The following is a 21837-nucleotide window of genomic DNA, read 5'->3' as shown; positions in this document are numbered from 1 at the left end:
TTTTCTTGCCTTGCATACTTAAAGATAACATACCAATCCAAAATCAATAACAAATCTATCTTACATTTTTGTTAACTTGTGCAACAGGCACTGTTGTTGTAATGAATTTTAAGATGTTGTTGTAGGTAAGATGGAAATATCTTAGTTATGCATCTTCATATACTTTCTTCCGAATTTTGGTACTGTATCCAAGAATAAATTTTAAATAACCATTTGTTTGTGAAAATTTGATAGACCGACATCTCAAGTTAGTTTTATGGTTTTACCCAGAGATTACTAATCAGTATTTGTACTAAGTTGCTTTCGATTATCCTGAATTTTTACGGGGAAATTAAAATCTATGATGATATTTAAGTAGTTCCGTACTTCAAATAAATGATAGATGCGAAATGGTTAGTTATAGCTTCATAAATACATTTCATTGCTATTTCATAACATGTTACAAACTACGGTCAAGTATTTGTTTTTGAATTTATTAAATTCAAAATAGTATAACTAACTCTAACAATCTTACAAATGAAAATCAAAATAAACATGTACTCGCTTTTGCTTGTATTTTCTTGGACTATCGTTTTTTTTTCTTCTACTGAAATAATTGGGCAAGCTTCTTCTACTTATGAAGGCTATCATGAAACTTCTTGGATTGGAAATACATGGGGTGGGGGATCGGCTGCTGGTCATCAACAGAGGTCAAACGGATGGGTACCTCATGACATCAGGGATATGTATGTCGCTTCTGATGGTACAATTTATACTCTTGCATGGTGGGAAGAAGCCCATGGAGAAGCTACTATATTTGATTCTAATGGGACAGATTTAGGGAGATTGCATCAGACCCACGGTTCAGTAACAGATGGTAAAGATGGAACATCGTTGATGGTAGGAATCACAGTTAATGAAAATAACGAAGATAATACGATCTACAGAGTTTCAATGGATGGAGTAAAACGTTTTTGGGGTAAAAACCAACCTTCAATTCCTCATAGGTTCAATACTCTTAATTGGTCAGGGAAAGTAACACCTACTGTCAAAGTATCTCCTAATGATAGTAGATTAAGAGGGATTACTTTTCTTGATAATATACTCTATTGCTCTGTAGAAAAAGAAAATAGAGTATATCCTATAAGCGCCTTTACAGGAGAACATATTTCAGGGGCTTCATTTTCTGTAGAAAAGCCGGGGAAGATTATTGCGGATGCAGATGGTAATCTATGGATACTGCAACGAACAACACCAATGAAAATAAGCAAGTACACATCTTCAGGTACACTACTATTATCTATTACAGATCTAATAAATCCTACTGCTCTGGCATTGGATCACTCTAATACAAATCAAATTTTAATAGCTGATAGTGGAGAAGGAAGGAATCATGTAAGAATCTATGATACAAATGGAGTTTTACAAAACACTTTTGGTAGATCTATATTTACAGGTGAATCTGGTGTTGTCGCTCCCAATAAATTTGATTATATATCAGGAATAGGGAGGGATAATACTGGGCATTATTATGTTGCATGGATAGGTCCTCCAAATAGAGATGGACATGGAACCGTGCTTAGGAAGCTTACACCTAATGGAGAATTAGTATGGGAGCGGTTGGGACTAGAATTTGTAGATTCTGCTGCTTCTGACCCAAGTGACTTTACAAATATTTACACCAAAAATGAACGCTTTAAAATGGACTATACAAAGTCCAATGGAAAGGAATACACTTTTGAGGGGTATACTATAGACAGATTTAAATATCCCAATGATATGAGAATTCATGAAAGACATGCCTATGCTTATAAAGTAGTCAGAAAAAATGGGCATAAATTTTTGTATTGCACGACTATGGATGGATTTAGTCTGGGAGTTTTTCGTTTTGATGGAGAGATTGCGGTACCAGCAGCTTTTTTTAAATGGAAACGATTAGAAGATGATTGGCCTGTTATATTGCCTAGGAATTATTCCATCTGGATCGATGCTAATGGAGATGGACAGATTAATCATGGAGAGTTTACAGATAATAATACCTCCTTTTTTAAACCACAAAGTTGGACTGTTGATGATAACGGAGATATATGGGTGATGCAGGAAAATGCAGTTTTGAAACATTTCGAACTATTGAGTGTTAACCAGTATGGAGTTCCTGTTTATGACACAACACCATTGGTAAATGATCTTAGAGAAACTACTGATATTACCTATGGGGGGCGAGTGCATTACAATCCTGAAACTGATGTTATGATTATGGGAGTTTTAACTAATGGAGAAACACCTAGTTATGGCCAGGCAGGTCGCTTATTTAGAAGATATGACAATTGGTCTTCAAGCAGAGATTTGATTTGGGAAATTGATAGGGGTAATCAGGAAACTAAAGTTATGGATGTTGCAGGCGATTACGTTTTTATGGCTAATGTAAGAACAGCCGAGAATGGAAATGGAGTAAGCATATATAGACTCTCAGATGGGGAATTTGTAACCTTATTAAGAGCAAATGGTGAAGTGACCCATGATCAATTAGGTTGGATTGATATTAAACATGGTCTTACCGCTTTCAAAAGAACAGATTCTGAATATGTTTTGCTTATTGAAGACGATTGGAAGGCCAAAATTTTGATGTATAGATGGTTTCCTAATAATACTAATAATAGCGATGATAGCCCTCCTTCTATTCCAGATAATCTTGTAGCTACTGCTATATCTGATAATCAGATTGATCTACAATGGGATGCAGCCACAGACAATGTAGAAGTAATAAGTTATGATATCTTTCGTGACGATACATTCATTACCTCGGTAAGTACAACTAGTTATAGTGATATAGGACTTGAACAGGGAACTTTATATACTTATAAAGTTAGAGCAAAAGATGCAGCGGGCAATGTGTCAGACTATAGTACATCAATTTCAGTTTCTACATTAATACCTCCGGGGTCTGGATCCCTGATGGATACTGATTTGGGAGTTGTAGGTGCTAATGGGGCTTTTACAGAATCAGAAGGGGTGTTTACTTTACAAGGAGCTGGTCAAGATTTTTGGGGAACAACTGATGATGGTTACTTTGTGTATCAGGATTTTAATGGTAATGCCTCAATTACTGCCAGATTGGTGAGTATGGAAAATACCCATCAGTGGGCCAAATCGGGTGTCATGATTAGAGAATCTCTTGAAGCAGGTTCAAAAGAAGTATCAGTAGTTTTTTCTCCTAATGGTAGAATTTCTAAAATTTGGAGACCTCAGGAGGATGCCAGTACTTCAATATCTTCCGACCTCAATCAATCTACTCCTAATTGGATTAGATTAGAAAGAAATGGAAACACTTTTACAGGATATCGTTCGGATGATGGTATTAATTGGATAGTAGTACATACCATCAATATTAATATGAATACTTCTATTCAAATCGGTTTAGCGGTAACATCCCATGTACATGCTACCCTGAATACTACTATTTTTGATAATGTTTCTGTTAATGATGTGCCATTTGGACAAAATGTTGAAGACTCTTCAGATAGGTTGTTTTTGGCTAATGATATTGGGGATGTCAAATACCCAGGTAGTTATGAAAATACTAACAATGTACTAACCATCAATGGATCTGGTAGAGACATTTGGAATGCTGCTGATGAATTTTATTTTTTGCATCAGGATTTGCAAGGAGATGGGTCTATCATTGCCAGAATAACTTCTATAGAGCAGACCCATCCATGGGCTAAAGCCGGTGTGCTTATTCGAGAAGACTTAAGGCCAGAATCAAAGGTAATCGCTATGACATTATCTCCAAATGGTAAGGTCTCATATATCCGCAGATCTGTGGTTAATAATAGAGCCGCTTCTACACTTGATGAGAGTTTTGTTGCTCCTTATTGGGTACGATTAGATCGTATCAATGATACATTCATAGGATATCACTCATCTGATGGAATAACCTGGACTGAAATCAGAAGAATGGTAGTATCAATGAACGACTCCGTGAAAATAGGATTTGGAGTATCAGCAAATGGTAATGAGGAGTTATGTACTGCTCAATTTGATAATATTTCAATTACAGGAATAGGAACTCGCAATGTATCAGAAAATAAAGATATTACTATCGCCCAACCTGATGATTTAATAAAAATACATCCAAACCCATCGAACAACGGTGTTTTTTATATAGATACCAAAGTTCATAATGTAACGATAGAGGTATATGATATAGCGGGAAAGAAACTACTACAAAAAGACATACCAAAGAAAACATCTAACCTTGTTGACCTAGAAAAATTGAGTAGGGGTATCTACCTTGTCAAAGCTAGGAGTGGTAAACAAAAAGTAGCTCAGAAAATTATTCTTAATTAATTTAACTTTATTATATAATTTTTAAAAATTGAAAAACAATGACTCTTAAAAATCAAGTAATCAAACTAACATTATTACTGCTAATTTCTTTATCTATTTCTTGTGAAAAGCAGGAAATAGAAGAATCAGATTTAACAAAAAGCCTGATAAAATCTTCATCTTCAGATCAAAATTTTCTGGTAGTTGATCCTGATAAAGAGTATTCTTTTGAAGCTTCATTTAAAGCTCCTTCACCATCATCTGTTTTTGAACAAATAACTGTTACTCATACCGGAAGTTTTAAAATAGTGGAACAGATTAATGATAGGACGTTAAAAGGACAAGGGACCTTAGAAAACGGAGGGACATTAGCGATAACGTTACTATTAACCGAGGATAAAAATGATGTATATTATTTAGATGCAAGTTTATATAATTCTCAAGATCAAACCTCCTCAAACCTGATTCGCTTTTTGCTTTTTGCTGAAATCAGTATAGAAAATGGGGATACTTTACAAGATAATAATGTATTTGGATCTTTTATTTCTAATGTGATATAAGATTGGGTATGTGAACTCTTGTCAAATTGGTTTAAAAAACAAATAATTAAAATTTATAAATAAATTAAACTCATGAAAGCACAGAAAATCATCAAAAAAGTATACTTGGTTATAGCTTCTATTTTGATATTGAGTAGCTGTAATGTTGGTTCTTTAGAGGAGAACATTCCAACATTGGATCAAAACACCGGAGAAACTTTTGGGAACACCAAGATGAACTCACAAGATGTTGTAATCCTTAGAAAAGGAGAACGATTTAATGGGTCTAGAGGAACCTATCTTCAGCTTGAAACGAATGGTACACTTGTTTACTATGATGCCTTTGATCGTTTTTTTTGGTTTAATAGTGGGCCTAATACTGGAGAAGAGTTAGTCTTGTTAAAAAGTGGGAATCTAGTGCTTAGAGATGTAAATGGAGTGGCAATATGGAGTACCAATACTTTTGTGCCAGGAAGTACTTTAGTAATTTCAGATAGTAATGGGGATTTAGAATTAAGAGGACCAGATAATCAGTTAATATGGTCTGTTTTTAATAATGGAACAGAAAATGGAAATGGTAGTAGAGCTATACTACGAAGATCATCTTCATTTATTACGGGTAATGGTAGCCGTTTAGGAATAAGTGCAGATGGTTTATTTACATTACAAGACGCTAATAACATACCAATATGGTATCCAATAGTTCCAGCTGTAGATGTGCTTTTGATGAGAGCTGACGGAAATATGGTTTTATTGGATACTAATAATCAAGTGATTTGGGAGACTGGCACTAGTATTCCTGGCAGTAGATCAGGATTAGACCCCATAACAGGTGAGCTTCAAGTCGTATCTCCTGATGAGATGACATTATGGACTCTTTTAGAGGATTTAACTGATAATAACAGTTTGATAATTTTAGATAATGGAGAAGCTCTTACTGCTGCAAATGGTTACAAGCTTACTTTACGATCTGATGGAGTTTTAGTCTTATTAGATGCTGCCGGTCAGGTAATTTGGTTTGCTAGTGGCCCTAACACAGCAGAATTGCTGGTGATACAACCCGATGGAAATATGGTTTTATTGAATAGCAATAATCAAGCTATATGGTCTACTGGAACCAATGTGCCTGGTAGTAGAGTGAATTTTGATTTCAGTAATGGTGATCTACAGGTTATAGGACCTAATGGGCAACAACTATGGTCTATTTTTACTTCATAAGATAGTATGTTGGACTTGTTTAGAAGCTAAAATGATATTCAAAGATGATTAATCTACCCTATAACATTTATAGAATGTACATCAAAAATATGTGTTAAAACTTTGATCTATAAAAGTGTCTTGTTTTTATCAATAACAATAAATAATAAAAATATCCTTATCTAACATTATTGTTGATTTGAGTATGCTTTTCCTGCAAAGGATATCAATAAGTTTAATCCCTACTTTTCAATCAAAGGTAAGCAGATTACTAATCAAATTTTATAACAAAACTCATATAGTATGAAAACAAAATTTTATTTACCAGCATTGATCCTAACAATGCTTAACTGTTATTTGCCAATTGTTGCCCAATGGTCTTCTCTTAATCCTGGAGCTGGAGGGCAAGTACAAGATATTGTTTGTGATCCTAATCGACCTGGGAGATTATTTTTAGCTTCCGACATGGAGGGTATTTATGAAAGTAAAGACCATGGTGCTTCCTGGAAGCCTATGGGAGATCTTACTCATAATAGGGTATATGCTATACATGCTCCAAAGAACAATAATAACCAGATATGTGTAGGCACGTTTTATGGATTAGAAATATCAAATGATAATGGAAAAAACTTCAAATTAGTAGACAACACCAAAAGGGTGTCAATAGGCTCTGTACAAGTAAGTCCTTATAATAAAAATATCATCATTGCGGGTATTGGTTGGAGGGATGATGCTCATTCCTCTAATCTCTATGGTTTTTCCTTTAGCGGTCAATCTTTTATATTTCGATCTGAAGATGGAGGTAAAACTTGGACTAAAGTGTTTTTTGGAGATGCTAAAAATACTGATCGCAATATATTTTCAATTCAATTTCACCCAACAAATCCTAATACAGTCTATATAGGAAGTGCCAAAGGAGTATTTAAAAGCTCAAATGCCGGAAAATCATGGGGAATAGTATCTCCTCCAGCTAATACGAATAAAAATAGGGGTATTTCTATTGACCCATCGGGTAATGTAATTTATTCAATTTACACGAGTAGGGGAAATGGGCATAGAGGATACCTGTATGCCTCACGTCTAACTGATATTAATTGGAAACAAATAACAGATGGAGATGGAGAGATTTTGGGCCTTAAGAATTATTGGTACCCCGAAGTAGATCCAAGATCTTCCGCGAATATACATAAGGTTATTTTTGCCTTTGAAGGACATAGAGATGGTTTATATGAAGGAACTTTTGAATGGGAACAAAACTCATTAAAAAGATATGGGTGGAAAAGAATATGGCAAGGAACTCAGGGATATGATAATGGATGGGACAATGCTCATCCTAATGCGAGATTTGTCCATTATACTCCAAAAACATGGCAAAAGGCAGTGTGGTCAACGACTAATCAAACAATTTTTCAAGGTAAAGAGGCCAATAATCAGCAGTATAGATGGAATAACAAATATTGTGTGCCGAATACTAATTTTGAAGTTTTTCATTGGGGTAGAAAATGGCCTACATACAGTAGCCGTGGTACAGCAAGCACATACACCTATGATATTGCAAAACATAAGAATTATGTTATTCAAGGGCAAGCAGATAATGGTTTTGTAGAAAGTTGGGATCATGGATTTTCCTGGTCTAATATTAAACATCGAAGAAACCCAAGCCTGTCTGATGTACAGGCTGTAGATATAGGTGAAGCTTCAGGAACACCACTTGTAGTTGCTCAGACATCACCAGGTTATGGCGGTAATGCTTCGCAAGGATATCTCATGGTCAAAAAGCTAACACATCACTCTCCAAAAGACCAATGGATTTTGCTCGCAGGAGGACCTGAAAAAAAAGGAAACCTGCCAAATGCTGTCATGCGAGATATTGCAGTTTCTCCTGTTAATAAGAAGAGATTATTTATGTTTTCTACCAATAATGGGATGTATTCAATTCCTAATCTTAGCAAAGCCTATAATGATGTGACAAACGGAAAAGAACCCAAGGTTCATAGGATTGGTAATGGAGTTCTTAACCAGGTAAAATCTGTAAAAACTATTGCTCCGCATCCAACTAATGAAAATATTGTTTTTCTTAATGCTACACAAGGAAACCAGGGAGTATATAAAGGAATAAAGAAAAACGGACATTGGACTTGGTCAAAAATATACAACGGTAGTGGTTGGGATTCTGAAATATCTGTTTGGAATTTCAATCAGAAAACATTTTTGTTTTATTCTGGGAGAACATCGAATAGCGGAGGTGATGGTACTAATTTTATTGGAGCCTTATCCCTAGATGAAGGTGAAACGTGGAAAGTTGTTTTCACAAAAGAGATAGCCAAAAATCTACGCTCTAACTCTTGGTTTCCTCTTGTGCAAAATGATTTTAGATTTACCAATAAAGGGGGAATCATTGGATATAAAGATAAAATTTTTATGTCATACTATGATCATAAAATGCAAAAAGCATATGGCGTTTTTATGGGAACAATGAAAGGTAACAATAGCACCGATATAAACTGGACCGATGTTACCGGTGATTTGCATTTTGGAGGGCTTACTTCTGCTAGAATTGTACCTGAAAATGGTACAGATTACTTATACGTTTCAACTGCAGGTGCCGGTGCCTGGAAAAGAAAAATACCGTCAAGGAATAGAACTTTAAACAAAGAAGAGATCTCAGAACAATTTGATAATTCAATAGTAACTTATCCCAACCCTGTTAAAATAGGAGATAATTTACAGTTGAAAACTATAGCTAATAATGATGAATTAAAAGCTGTAGAAATATACACAATTCAAGGAGAATTAGTGGTTAATCAAAACTCAAAAGAATTAAACAAAACCTCTTTTGCAGTTAATCTATCTCCAGAAGTGTTTGCTACAGAAGGTTTGTATATGGTAAAGTTTATCTATTCAAACAGAGTTGTTACAAAAAAGATTTTGGTTACTAAGGAGTAAATCTTTGAAATGAACTCAATAATTTAATATTTAATGGAAATGGTTTAAACCACTTCTTATTGTCTATAGCTAGGATATTAAGAATACTTTAACTGAGTGCGTTTGAATTTCTAATTTACCTAACACTAGAAATTATTATGTTTGCACGTTTTTAATCAAAAAAGTTTAAATCACTTTAATATATAACCATAATTCTTAATTAAAACCTATCACAAATGATCAGAACATATTTTAGAATCGCTTTCATGTCCTTACTAATCCTTTTAATGGGTTGTGGTAATGACGATGATTCTCAATCTACCGTAACTTTAGAAATTAGTACCATAACTCCTGAAGAAATTTTTACAAATCAACAAATTACCATTGTTGCAAGACAAACAGGGGTAGTACCTGAATTGGATGATATTGAAATAAGTTTTGATGATACTGTATTTACTGCTGTTAGTACTGAAATAGATTCAGAAGGAACCAGCAGTATCATTACTATAAAGGTAAATGCTCCTGCGAACCCGAGTGAGGAGGTGATCCTGAAATTAGTTTCTGGATCACTATCAGATACAAGGACCATTGAAGTAAAAGAACCTTCTGTAGATACTATTACCATAGATGGTATCAATCCTAATAATGGTCCGGTAGGTACTGAGGTAGTAATTACAGGAAGTGGTTTTAAAGATGGGGATAGAGTGTTTTTTTCAGATACTCGTGAAGCTGTTATTAGCTCGCTTACCGAAACAAGCATTACGGTAGAAGTACCAATGGGAGCAGTTACAGGAATTGTTGCTGTAAATAGATCAGGAACGACCTTTGCAGAAGGTCCTACTTTTACTGTAACAGGTTCTTCTGGATTGAGTATTGCCAATATTACACCAGCTTCTGCACCAGTAGGAGCAACTGTTGTTATTGAAGGGCAGTTTTCAGACCCAGCACAAGTTGAAGTACTATTTGGTGGATTTGGGGCAAGTATAGAAGCAATGATTATAAGCCGTTCATCTACCAGAATAGAGGTTACGGTTCCAGAAAGAGCAATTGAAGGTATTAGTATTTCAAATAATACGGATTTTGTGTCTGATGATTTTACAGTAATCGGTAGTCCAGACTTTGACTTTTTAGAACCATCAGCTACTCGTGGTTTTACGACCGGTGGAGTATTTTCTTCCATAAAAGATTCGCAGGGGCGTATTTTAACAGGAGGAACTGCTATGGGAAATAGTTCTCAAGGTCTTGTTTCTTCACCAATACAACGCTTAAATGCAGATGGTACATTTGATAATTCATTTAGTTATAATGGAAATAGTGGTGTTGAAAATCAACAAGTAGTTAGCATGATGGCTCTTGATAATAATAAAATCTTAATTTCGGGTAGATTAAACCTTGATGACAATAATGAACAAAATCTCATGATCCGTCTTAATGAAGATGGTAGTATAGATGATAGTTTTAACTTTCCGGTAAAACGTAATGCAACCTTTGCAGATGCTTTTGCGAATACTATACTAAAAGATGCTCAAAACAGAATATTTTTATTAGGCAGGTTGCCTAATGGTTCTAATTTGGTTCGTATCACAAATGATGGTGATATTGATGCTGCTTTTACCTCACCTATTTTTAATGGGGCTGTAACTAGTGCAATAATATATCAAGATATGATCTATGTAGTAGGAGGGTTTACTATGGTGAATGGTCAGACTAGAAATGGTATTGCTGCCTTTAATCTAGATGGAGCCCTACAATCAATCTTTGAAGGTATACAAGGGTTCGCAGGTGGTACTGCCACCAGAATGATCAATATAGACAATACAATATATATAGGAGGTTTATTTGAGAGTTTTAATGGAGTAACCGCTACACATATTATGGCGATCGATAGCAATGGTACGATGAATACTTCTTTTTCTTCTTCTCTTGAGGTAGGAGATACAGTTAGTGATATAACGGCAATTGATAACCGTATTATGGTAAGTACAGCAAGTAATAACTTGATATTAATAGATGAAACAGGGGCAATTGATACAGGTTTTAATTCAGGCTCTAATGCCAATAACGGTATTAGTACATTATGCCTGATCAATGATGAAAGATTATTTATAGGTGGGTTATTTACGGAATATTTTGGGTATACTCAAAATGGGTATAGTTTAATAAGATTGCCTTAAAAATTAGTAAAATAAATTATTTTATCAAAGGTCAGTATTATTAGTAGTTACTGGCCTTTTTTATTGCAGCTTCTGTAGGTGGTATAATTAAAGTTTACAACTGATTAAAAAATCATGTTTTGTTGAGTACTAACTAATAAATATTATTTATCCATTTTGTAGGTATTAAGATACGGTTGTAGGCTGTCAAAATACATTTTCATATACTGGGGTAATTCTTTATAAAATCCTTTGCCATAAATGTACTTGGTAGTTACCCAATGTTCTCCCAAAATATACATACGCATCGACAAGTACTCCATCTCTTGTGAAGAGATCCCAGATCTAAAGATCCCTCTTTGTTCCATTTTTCGGAAAAAATCTTGAAATTGTTTTAGTCGATCTGTTTGTAGTTGGCGATAATGCTTTCTAATAGATGGATACTGCCTAATGATATACGATAAATCAAGATAAAAGAAACGGTACTTTTCAAAAATTAAAAATATATGTTCTAACAATGGCCCTAGGTCACTTATTTCTATATCCTGGTGATTAAGAATCTGAAATTGTTCATTTACTTCTGCAACCAGTTTTTGGTACAATAACCAAATAATATCTTCTCTTTTTTTATAATGATAATTTAAATTTCCTTGACTGATGCCAAGCTCTATAGCAATAGTGCGCAATGTCACAGCAGCTAGACTTTTTTTATTGAATAAAGTTAATGCTGTATCCAGAATTAGGTTTTTCGTCTTTATAATCATATTTGCAAATATAAGATTAACATTTTTATCTCAAATTTTGAATATTTGACCTAAATTAGTATATTTGACCTAAACAATAATTACACTTTGCTAAAATGACAATTTCTGTAAATAATCAGCTATGCTTCTATAAAGACAAAGGTAAAGGAGATATTGTCTTGTTAATTCATGGAAATCCCGATAGTGCTGATGTTTGGGATGATTTAATAGGTCTTCTGCAATCTAATTATCGTTGTATAGCTCCTGATTTACCAGGTTTTGGAAGATCAGAAATAGGGTCCGATTTTGTTTTTAGTCTAGAACATTTTCAAAAGTGGTTACATGCTTTTTTAGAAGCCATAAATATAAAGGAATCTGTTCATTTGGTGATTCATGATGTTGGTACTTTCTTTGCTTTACCTTGGGCTATCAAACATCCTGATAGAATTAGCTCAATAACCGTAACAAATACACTGTTCTTTTCTGATTATAAATGGCATTTTTGGGCCAGAATCTGGAGACGTCCGATTTTAGGAGAAATTTCTAATAGGTTTATGAATAAGTGGTTATTCAGGCGAGAAACCAAAAAAGGAGGTCCTTTGTTAACTGATTCTTTCGTTGATAAAAGTTATCCCCATATCACGCCAAAGATGAAAAATACTGTATTGAAGTTATACAGGGCGATGGATCCCGAAGTCTTTAAAGGGTGGGAAGATCAATACCTCGCGCTTACAGAATCAAAGCCTATTTTAGTGGTTTGGGGAGAAAAGGATACTTATATCCCATTGTCTTTTGGCTATGCCGAGCGCTTTGCAAATGGGCATGATGTCTTTAGACTTCCGGGCTGTGGTCATTGGGTAGCAGCCGAAAAGCCTGAAGAATTAGCGAAACATATGATGTCTTTTTTAAAAAAATAGAAACATATTAAACGATTGAATATTTAAATAAATCCTACTTACTTTTCTGAACATTATTGAGAGGTTCAACTTTTTAAAAGGTTGCTCTAATAGAGTTAAATATTCACAAGGTTATATTTTCAGGTAGGGTTTGTAATTAATTTAAATTAAAGAAAAGTACAATAAGCTATGATATTAATTAAAAACGGTAAGTTATTTGACGGCACACAAAACTCTTCCAGAATAGTTAACATTTTGGTAAAGGAGGGTAAAGTTAAAACAATAAGCAAGCAAGAAATCCCAGTATCTGATAATACAAAAATTATTGATGCCACCGGTAAATGGGTAATGCCTGGGTTTATAGATAACCATACACATTACGATGGCGAGGTCTTGGTAGCACCGGGTTTAAGGGAGTCAGTGAGGCACGGAGTAACGACAGTTATGTTGGGTGGTTGTTCTTTATCCTTTGTCTATTCCGATGTTGAAGATTGTTGCGATATGTTTACAAGGGTTGAAGCATTTCCCAGAGAGATTCTTAATCCTATTTTAATGGAGCAAAAAAACTGGTCTACACCATCAGAATGGAAATCACATATTAATACTTTAGCGTTGGGGCCTAATGTAGCATCTTTTATTGGGCATTCTGATATACGAGCGGCCGTAATGGGGATCGATAGGTCTCTAAATAAGGATGAAAAACCTTCCAAAGAGGAAATCAAACAAATGGAAAACTATTTGGAAGATGCTTTGGATGAGGGGTTCTTAGGAGTTTCTATGCAACATAACCCTTGGGATAAAATGGATGGCAGGCATTGGTCAAAATTATTGCCTGCTACGTATGCTAAAACTAAAGAACGAAATGCGCTTACCAAAATTGTTAGAAGGCGAAGAGCCCATTTACAAGGAGTGCCAAATATTGTTAATAGAATAAATATCTTTTGGTATCTATTTCAAAGTGCTTCTTTTCTTTTTAGAAAGAAACTTAAAACTTCGGTAGTGGCAATGATGGATCTAAAAGGCGATCCCTACATTCGATCTGTACTTAGTGGATTAACAGGTTTCTTCAATAAAGTACTAGGATCCAATTTTCGAATGCAAACATTTCCAGTTCCTTTTAGAGTACTAGCAGAAGGAATGGAGTTAGTGATATTTGAAGAATTCCCAACAGGGCAACTAGCGCGTCATTTGTCGAGAGATACTATAAAACGTAATGAAGCAATTTCGAGTCTGGAATATCGTCGCCAATTCAAAAAGCATTATAAAAATAAATTAGCACCTAAAGTTTGGCAAAAAGATTTTGGAGATGCATATGTCTTAAAATCACCTGATGCATCTATGATAGGAAAGTCTTTTGTCGATATAGCAAATGAACGCAATCAACATCCCGTAGATACTTTTCTTGATCTAGTTATAGAAATGGATAAAGATATTCTTTGGGAAACTACTATTGGTAATCATGACCCGTCTAAGTATAAAAAGCTTTATAATGACGAAAATGGTATTATTGGTTTTGCAGACTCTGGTGCACATATTAATAATATGGCGTTTTATAATAATCCTATTCGTTTTTTACGATATGTGCAAGAATCTCACGAAAAAGGAGATCCAATCATGTCTTACGAAAGGGCTGTCTGGCGTTTAACTAAAGAAAATGCAGATTTCTTTAATATTGATACAGGGCATATTGCAGAAGGAAAGCGAGCTGATATTATTATTTTAGATCCTAATCATTTGTCTGATAAAGTGCATGAATATCATACTACTGAGTTTCTACAAGGATGTGATCGCCTTGTTAATCGTAATGATGAAGTAGTGGATATGGTAATGATTAATGGTAAAATTGCCTGGGAAGGAAATGATTTTTCACCCGATTTTGAAAAAGAAAGATTTGGACAATTTCTAAAGGGAAATCATCTTTCTGCAAATACTTGATAAAATTGTCTTTTGTTAATGTTTGCAGTACTATAAAATAGGGTGTTTCTTGTTCAATCAAAATGTTGATACTCCCGCGTTACTGTCATAGGAAAAGTCAATATTGAATTTATTGTTTGGATAGCTTTTTTAGTTGCAACTTTCTGTAAAACAAAAGATTTTGTAACAAAAAGTTAATTAATGAGACTTATGAATATAAATAATTCGAATGAAAAGTTCTTTATTACTCGTTGCTATATCTTGTTTTGTATTAAGTATATCTGCTCAAGAACATGTGGTAGGATCTGTACAAAACAAATTAGATGAACCTTTGAAGTATGTTAATATTAGTATTTTGGGAACTGATTTGGGCACAGTTTCGGATGAAGAAGGATATTTCAGTTTAGAAATATCAAATATTAACTTACAATACAAGGTTGTGTTTTCGCATATAGGATATCAGGATCGAACTTATGCTCTTGAAGATCTAGTCACACAAAAAAAAGTCGCAATTCAACTTTTTCCAGCTATCAATGACTTAGAAGAGGTTACCATTAATACTACGAAATTGAAAAAGAGATGGGTGGGCTATAAAAAAGGATTAAATTTTGTTCACATAGGATGGAAATTGAATCAAGGAGGTAATGAAATTGCTGTAATGGTCAAAAATCCAAAACGAAAAATGTATATAGATTCATTTGCTTTTCATCTGGCAAAAAATGAACGTGGTTTAATAAAGGCTAGAATCAATGTTTATGAATTTAAGGATGATTCTATTACCAAGAACGTATTGAAAAAGCCTATTTATATAACAATAGACAAACCGAAGTTATACAAGTTTGATTTAACTGAATATGGAATAAAATTGAAGTATGATGCGTTGGTGTCTTTGCAGTTTCTTACTTCTTTTGAGCAGAAAAAAGGTGTTTTTTTCAGTAGAATCCCTTCTTCTATCTTTGTAACTTATGGCTTGCCTATCTATACAAGAACTACTGCAAAACAGTATTGGAAAAAAAGAAGAGGAAGTTCAATTGCTTTTGCCGTTTATAAAAGGGAACCTAAACATTCAGGTGTGGAGAGTAAGGTAAAACGTTCCACCTTACATAAATATAGGTAGCAGTATGCATTTACTTTCTGGTAGGCCATCATGAAGAAATAGCTCGGATTTCTTACTTTTAACCAGTACCTAAATCTGGGAGGAGGTCAGTATAGCTCAGGTTTTATGCTTTTAACCAGTACTTAAATCTGGGCGGGAGTCACGAAGTAAACAGAGAACATACTAAAGTGTCCTTAGGCGTCATATGATGAGGCTATATCATTTAACCTTTTCTCTGAAAGCAGAAAACTAACAATTGAAGGTGTTAGCACCTTTACTATAAAACAACTCACGATAATGAAAGAAATAATAAAAAAGAGTTTTGAAAAACAAGGCTTTATGAAGTTATTGAATGCTAAGATGATTGAAGTTGAAAAAGGTCAAGTTAAAATCATTTGCGAGTTTTCGAAAGCAATGACCCAACAACATGGTTTTTTTCATGCAGGAGTAACCACTAGCATTGCGGATAGCGCTTGCGGATATGCTGCTCTAACAATGATGACTGAGAATATGGAAGTTTTGACTACGGAATTCAAGGTTAATTTTTTAAAGCCTGCTCTAACCAATAAAATTATTGCCATAGGAAAAGTATTACAATCAGGTAGGACTTTAACAGTTTGCGAAGGGTATGTATATGATGATAGTCAGACCAAATTAATTGCAAAAATGACAGCAACTGTTATAGCAGTTTTAAAACATTGAAGTGGTTTAAACTTTTTTGAATTGAATAAAAGGGTTGTAGATATTTGCGTTACCACACGTAAACAATCTAAAACCAACCCTTTATGTATACAGTACTTGACAAAGATATGATAGAATTTGAAATTGTTCCATATATCCCAAAAACAAAAAGAGGTTTTCCACCAAGTGTTCCCTTGGTAGAAATCATTAATGCCATTCTTTACAAGCTTAAAACAGGAGTTCAGTGGAGGCAATTACCAGTAAAAGCACTTTTTGGAATGCGAATATTAAGCTGGCAATCGGTGTATTATCATTACAGAAAATGGTGTTTATCCTCAGTATGGCAAGGATGTTGGATTGAATTATTAAGAAAAAATAAAAATCATTTAGATCCTTCTAGTGTTGACCTAGATGGAAGCCATACTCCGGCAGTTAGAGGTGGTCAAGATGTAGAATATCAAGGAAGAAAAAAACGAAAGACTACTAATGCCCTCTAGCTTAGCGATAGACAGGGATTACCTCTTGCTATGTCAGAACCTGTAGCTGGACATTATAACGACCTTTACATTATTGAAGTGCGGTTCGAAATAGTTACAGCAACTCTTGAAGATGCGGAGACACAAACAGAAGGACTATTCTTAAACGCTGATGCAGGATTTGATTCCAAGGAATTTAGAAAAGCGCGCGATCTAAAACAAATTAACGCTAATGTTTGCTTTAATGGATATAACTATGATGTTGCCCCCCTTTATGGTTATGCTGACCCCTCTGTAGATTTTGGTCTTTAAAAGATAAGTTATGACAAAATTACAGTTTTTTTCTTAGACTTTCTCTTTTGAGTTCTATTCGGTGTGATGTATGTACCAGCCTATCTAAAATTGCATCAGCAATAGTAGCCTCTCCAATTACATCGTACCAGCTGGCTACAGGGAGCTGATTGGATATTATAGTTGAGGATTTACTATGCCTATCCTCGATAATTTCCATTAAATCCATTTGCTGTTTTTTGTCTAAGTTTGCCAATCCAAAATCATCAAGTATTAGGAGACCAGCTTTGGCGATGCGTTCAAATAGTTTGAATATGCTCCCATCAAGCCTTGCCATTTTTGTTTTTATAAACAGTTTTTGAGTATTAAAGTAATAGACCTTTGTTCCTTGAGAGCAAGCCCTATGTCTCAGTGCTGATGCCACAAAACTTTTACCACACCCTGTTGCTCCTGTGATCAGTATAGATTCCCCTTTGGATATATACTCTCCAGTGGCCAGTTCTGTGATTTGTGATTTATTCAATCCCCTTTTAGCTTCGAAGCCCAGTTCTTCTATAGTAGCACTATATCTAAATTTAGCAGTCCTTTTTAAGCGTTCAAACCCCCTATTGGCGCGGTCTTCTTCTTCAGCTTGCAATAGTATTTCCAACCCTTCACTTAGAGAAAGGCCATGATGTTGCCGGGTTTCCATAAAAGCTTCCCATCTGCTGGACATTCCAAGCAAGCGCAATTGTTTAAAATGGGCTTCAATAGTTGTCATTTGTTATCTGATTTTATACCTGCTTAGTTTTTGCAGGTGGGTTAATGAATCTGTTTTTATATTATTTATAAGAAGAAGCTCCTCTAATATTTTTATGTTTGGGCAGTGGATCGTCCGGGACTTTTTGTTTGACCCGGGTCATTTTGTTTTCTAAAAACCCTTTTTAAGAATATGTAGGAGTAATTGCTATGTTCCAATGCAATTTCAAGAGCTAGTATAAATTTTTTCTTTTCCGTTTTCTTGGCAAGGTTCAATATCCCCTCACAAGTCCTGTAGAGCTGTTCAGGATATTTATCTTGTTTGAACAGGTTGTTGATATACTGGTACAATGTTTCCGAGTGATCGTAGCCCCTTTGTATGTAATAGGTAGGGCTACGTTTCTTGTAATATTGGTGGTGTGAGCACAGATGTTCCTTTTGGGTAGTATATCCTGATTTTTTGAAGCTTCTGGGATGAATAGCTATTTGTTTTCCTTCTTCTGCAAAAATCCTTACTAGACTCCTAGTGTAAATGACTTTTGTTTGTTTTCCAATATAGGTAAAAGGAACGCTGTAGTGATGTTTATCAGTACTGAGATAGATATGGTTGTTGTGGGCTACTTTAAGACTTTTATAATACTTTATCTCAAAATCATCTTTTACCAGGGGTTGTAGTGTGTGCTTTTCATCTGCAAGAAATTTCTCTTCTCTAGAATAGTTCTTGCGCTGCATTCTTGTTTGATTATGAGCTTTCATTTTTTCTTTGATAGCCTGGTTTAAAGTGGGCAGGTCAAAAAATGTTTGTTTGCGAAGTTTTGCATATACCCGACTATAGTCAAGTTTTACATGGTTTTCCACAAGTGCTTTGTCTTGTGGCTTTCGAACCCTTGCAGGGGTTACAGTAGTTTGGTAATGATTTGCAAAATCCTCCAAACCCCCCTGTTGATACTTGGTTCATACCTACTAGCTTTGACTATTGCGGATTTAAGATTGTCTGTAACTAATGTTTGTGGTACCCCACCCAGATCTTTCAAGCAAGCTTGTAATGCAGCTATAAAATCATCTGTTTTTTTGGGTGGGTACAGCCACAGCAAAACCATAATCAGAATAAGGAAGACAAGCCACAAAAACCTGAACTGGTACTTCTTCCACTGTTTCCTTATCAATATAGGATAAAGGTTTTCCAGCAAAATCTATATATAATTTATCCCCTGGATGGTGGTCCAATATCAAGGAAGGTTTACTGGCAATACGGTGCTGGCGGATCACTACACAAAACTGACTGTCACTATAATGGGATGTGGGGTTTTCAGCCTTGTACTCCTCCCATAGGACTACACGGTTGCCCCCCGTTTTTTCAAGTTCTTTGATATAATAAAGCAACTTCTGTTTCAACGGACCATAACGTGCATCTCTGTAAGCAGGGTTACCTGTTATCAACGCAGCTTCCAACTCCGGATCTTCCAAAGCAAGGAGTGAGGCGATAGGAATACGGCTTACAGTAACTTTGCCCAAATAGCTCTTTACCGTGTTTTTACTTATACCAAGGGTCCTGGCAATTGTTTTGATCGCCTTTCCTTGATGATGCATCCTTAATATTTGTTTTACAAGACTCATACGTTTTGGTTTTCCTGCCATGGATTATCTTTTGACGGTTAAAAACCACCAAGTAAAACCAAAATCTTACATCCAATAAATAACCAATTTAGGGGTCAGCTTGATCAAGAATACTAAACACAACTTTATCAAAGGGGGCAGTATGATCAAGAATCTTTTTATATTTTCCTAACTAAAGGGGTCAACATGCTTAACAATCTCAACAACAACCCTATAACAGGGGTCAGATTGGTCAAGAATAATTGACGCCAAACAAGTTGAAAAATCAATTGCAAACTAAAATTGGTTATCTTTTTTGAACAGAGGGGTCAGCATCAGCCAGAACGTCAGTAAAACGACGAGTAATTTTATGATCTTTTAAAGGGGTCAGTTTAATCAAGTGTATCCACTTTAACAAACGTAACGGTAATACGAATAAAGATGAATATTTCGATCAAAAACTATATGATCAAAGGTATGCTATTGAAAGAACCAATGCCTGGATCGATAGCTTTAGATCACTGCTCAATAGATTTGATACCACTGCTGAAAGCTGGAAAGGGTTTAACTATCTAGTGTTTATGGTGATAGAAATTAGAAAATTCAAAAAGAAAGAAAAACATAAAGTTTAAACCACTTCTATGTAACTTTATGTTATTAGCAAGTTCATTATAAATACTTTTCATCATTTGAATTACATTAAGAGAAAAGATCAGTTTCAAATTAAATACAAGTTGGCGTTCTGCTTTGTTATTATTCCAAAGGTTATATTATTTAACTCATGAAAAGTCTTAAATTGTAATTAATAAACTCTAAAATGCTATCTATTTGCCTTTAAGGTTACTTGTGAATCTGTTCTAATCTTGAGTGAGTTGTTTCTGTACATTTGCACCCCATTTAGAAGAAGTAATAATCATGTAAAAGGCTTTTTGCCTTTTAAAATCAAGTATTAAGATGAAAAGATTAAACCTTATTTGGAAGACATGTCTAATGTTAGCTTTTGTTGGATGTGAAACAGAAAACATATCAGATGTTTCGTCAGAAAACATAGCTACTCAAAAGAGTACTACCTTAAATAAATTTCCTCAAAACGTATTTGGGAGTAATGAGTGGACTTCAGGAACCCTTCCAAATACCGGAGATTATAATAAAAGAATTGTAAGTCCAGAAGGATTAAAGTTTCTTCGATTTGATAAAGAACATGGAGCTCCATTGGTAGTAAGTAATAACCCTGAAGCTGTACATTCTGACGGGTGGTTAATGCAAACATCAGATAAAGGAAGAGGAAGCAAAAAACATACTTTCTCTAATGAAAAGACAAGAGTATACATTTTTCATTATAATAGAGCTTGGGACAAAAAAGGTTTATATGTTCACTTGCTGGTAAGTAACCCAAGTGCGAACCCATTACAAGTAAGCTCTAAGGGTAAAATGTATTCAAAAGACACACCTCCTGGGGTTGCTGGTTCTGGACCTAGTTATGCGGTTTCAGAAGACTGGATTAAAGGAAATCTGGATATTAAAAATTCTCCAGAAATATCGCAGTTCAAAATGCATGAAGTAGCAAAAATATTTGTGCCCTACAACAAATTTGTTGATGGTTTATTTGAATTAGATATAAAAGGGGATGGTTTAGTATACATTGTTGCTACAAAGGATGGAAAAACCGATACAGCAATTCGTTTGTCCCAAACCAAGCAAGCTCCTGGTAAAATTGTGAAACCTAGTGCAAATGAATTTGGAAGGTCAGCGGGTGTATATATCGCATCAGAGCATAAAGGAACTACTACTTTTTTGTTACCTGAAGGGAAAGCCTATATAGGGGCATGTTTTAATACGACTAATAAGTTTGATAAAAACTTACAAGAATTAAGTCCTGGAGCATGGATGACATTATTCGATTCATCACCGTTATTGTATGGAATGTATGGGATGCACTTTGATCAAAATTATATACTTAGTAATAGAACCAATAGAGCTAGAACAGTGAAACTATATATTGCTTCGAATAATCATGTGGATAACTCTGGAGTAAGAAGAAATCAGTTGACCTATAATGGGGAGATTAAGCTAAACGGAGTAGCTTTTAAAACAGTGGCACTAAGAGGAGATAATCCAAAACAAGAATTGGCACATTGGACCATACCTGCTAACAAGGATTTTCATGCCAGAATTGAAGGGTATTTCCCAGGGTTATTAACTGCTGGACAACAAATCATTATCGAAACTACCAATTAATGATTGACCTCACAATAGAAGCCATTAAATAATTTAATATAAACTA

Annotated in this window: 16 protein-coding genes and 1 pseudogene; 13 read left to right on the top strand and 4 right to left on the bottom strand. The window is 34.8% G+C overall.

Annotation, left to right across the window (positions count from 1 at the left end):
• The first annotated feature begins 516 nt into the window (after positions 1-516).
• From ACXAGJ_RS23105 to ACXAGJ_RS23085, 5 genes are all read left to right on the top strand, one after another.
• Positions 517-4329 carry a T9SS type A sorting domain-containing protein gene (locus ACXAGJ_RS23105; protein WP_474843365.1) on the top strand — a complete coding sequence of 1271 codons (3813 nt, stop codon included), beginning with the start codon at positions 517-519 and terminating at the stop codon, positions 4327-4329.
• Positions 4330-4367: 38 nt separating this feature from the next.
• Entirely contained in the window at positions 4368-4868 is a 501-nt protein-coding gene (locus ACXAGJ_RS23100) for a hypothetical protein (RefSeq protein WP_474843363.1), read from the top strand.
• A 72-nt stretch (positions 4869-4940) separates the two neighbouring features.
• Complete coding sequence (locus ACXAGJ_RS23095; RefSeq protein WP_474843361.1) at positions 4941-6065, top strand: hypothetical protein; 1125 nt, start codon at positions 4941-4943, stop codon at positions 6063-6065.
• A 282-nt stretch (positions 6066-6347) separates the two neighbouring features.
• The gene (locus tag ACXAGJ_RS23090; RefSeq protein WP_474843359.1) at positions 6348-8990 is read left to right on the top strand and encodes a T9SS type A sorting domain-containing protein; all 2643 of its coding nucleotides are present in this window, start codon (positions 6348-6350) and stop codon (positions 8988-8990) included.
• 215 nt (positions 8991-9205) lie between these two features.
• A complete protein-coding gene (locus tag ACXAGJ_RS23085; RefSeq protein WP_474843357.1) occupies positions 9206-11143 on the top strand; it encodes an IPT/TIG domain-containing protein in 1938 nt (645 codons plus the stop codon).
• A 143-nt stretch (positions 11144-11286) separates the two neighbouring features.
• Here the strand turns inward: ACXAGJ_RS23085 and ACXAGJ_RS23080 are convergent, their stop codons facing one another.
• Positions 11287-11886 carry a TetR/AcrR family transcriptional regulator gene (locus ACXAGJ_RS23080; protein ID WP_474843355.1) on the bottom strand — a complete coding sequence of 200 codons (600 nt, stop codon included), beginning with the start codon at positions 11884-11886 and terminating at the stop codon, positions 11287-11289.
• Between the two features lie 95 nt (positions 11887-11981).
• Between ACXAGJ_RS23080 and ACXAGJ_RS23075 the strand changes: the two genes are divergently transcribed.
• From ACXAGJ_RS23075 to ACXAGJ_RS23050, 6 genes are all read left to right on the top strand, one after another.
• On the top strand, positions 11982-12782 hold the full coding sequence (locus tag ACXAGJ_RS23075; RefSeq protein WP_474843353.1) for an alpha/beta fold hydrolase: 801 nt from the start codon (positions 11982-11984) through the stop codon (positions 12780-12782).
• A gap of 168 nt (positions 12783-12950) precedes the next feature.
• Entirely contained in the window at positions 12951-14696 is a 1746-nt protein-coding gene (locus ACXAGJ_RS23070) for an N-acyl-D-amino-acid deacylase family protein (protein WP_474843351.1), read from the top strand.
• Positions 14697-14904: 208 nt separating this feature from the next.
• A complete protein-coding gene (locus tag ACXAGJ_RS23065; RefSeq protein WP_474843349.1) occupies positions 14905-15792 on the top strand; it encodes a carboxypeptidase-like regulatory domain-containing protein in 888 nt (295 codons plus the stop codon).
• 276 nt (positions 15793-16068) lie between these two features.
• Entirely contained in the window at positions 16069-16473 is a 405-nt protein-coding gene (locus ACXAGJ_RS23060) for a PaaI family thioesterase (protein ID WP_474843347.1), read from the top strand.
• Between the two features lie 83 nt (positions 16474-16556).
• Entirely contained in the window at positions 16557-16949 is a 393-nt protein-coding gene (locus ACXAGJ_RS23055) for a transposase (RefSeq protein ID WP_474843345.1), read from the top strand.
• Positions 16950-16979: 30 nt separating this feature from the next.
• Positions 16980-17240: a hypothetical protein gene (locus tag ACXAGJ_RS23050; RefSeq protein WP_474843343.1), complete on the top strand. Its 261-nt coding sequence runs from the start codon at positions 16980-16982 to the stop codon at positions 17238-17240.
• A gap of 19 nt (positions 17241-17259) precedes the next feature.
• Here ACXAGJ_RS23050 and istB read toward each other — a convergent pair whose 3' ends face one another.
• From istB to ACXAGJ_RS23035, 3 genes are all read right to left on the bottom strand, one after another.
• Positions 17260-17979 carry an IS21-like element helper ATPase IstB gene (gene istB / locus ACXAGJ_RS23045; RefSeq protein WP_474843341.1) on the bottom strand — a complete coding sequence of 240 codons (720 nt, stop codon included), beginning with the start codon at positions 17977-17979 and terminating at the stop codon, positions 17260-17262.
• Between the two features lie 92 nt (positions 17980-18071).
• Positions 18072-18890 (bottom strand): Mu transposase domain-containing protein, encoded by an 819-nt coding sequence (locus ACXAGJ_RS23040; protein WP_474843339.1) that lies wholly within the window; start codon positions 18888-18890, stop codon positions 18072-18074.
• 126 nt (positions 18891-19016) lie between these two features.
• Positions 19017-19574, bottom strand: coding sequence for a LuxR C-terminal-related transcriptional regulator (locus ACXAGJ_RS23035; protein WP_474843337.1), 558 nt, complete (start codon positions 19572-19574; stop codon positions 19017-19019).
• A 392-nt stretch (positions 19575-19966) separates the two neighbouring features.
• Here ACXAGJ_RS23035 and ACXAGJ_RS23030 point away from each other — a divergent pair.
• Both ACXAGJ_RS23030 and ACXAGJ_RS23025 read left to right on the top strand, forming a co-directional pair.
• A pseudogene (locus tag ACXAGJ_RS23030) lies at positions 19967-20185 on the top strand (IS5/IS1182 family transposase); the annotation flags it as partial.
• A gap of 322 nt (positions 20186-20507) precedes the next feature.
• Entirely contained in the window at positions 20508-21791 is a 1284-nt protein-coding gene (locus ACXAGJ_RS23025) for a hypothetical protein (protein WP_474843335.1), read from the top strand.
• Positions 21792-21837 lie beyond the last annotated feature (46 nt).

Source organism: Aquimarina sp. AWH4_224, assembly GCF_056160245.1.
The sequence above is the reverse complement of the archived record's forward strand: the minus strand, read 5'-3'. Positions and strand labels throughout refer to the sequence as shown.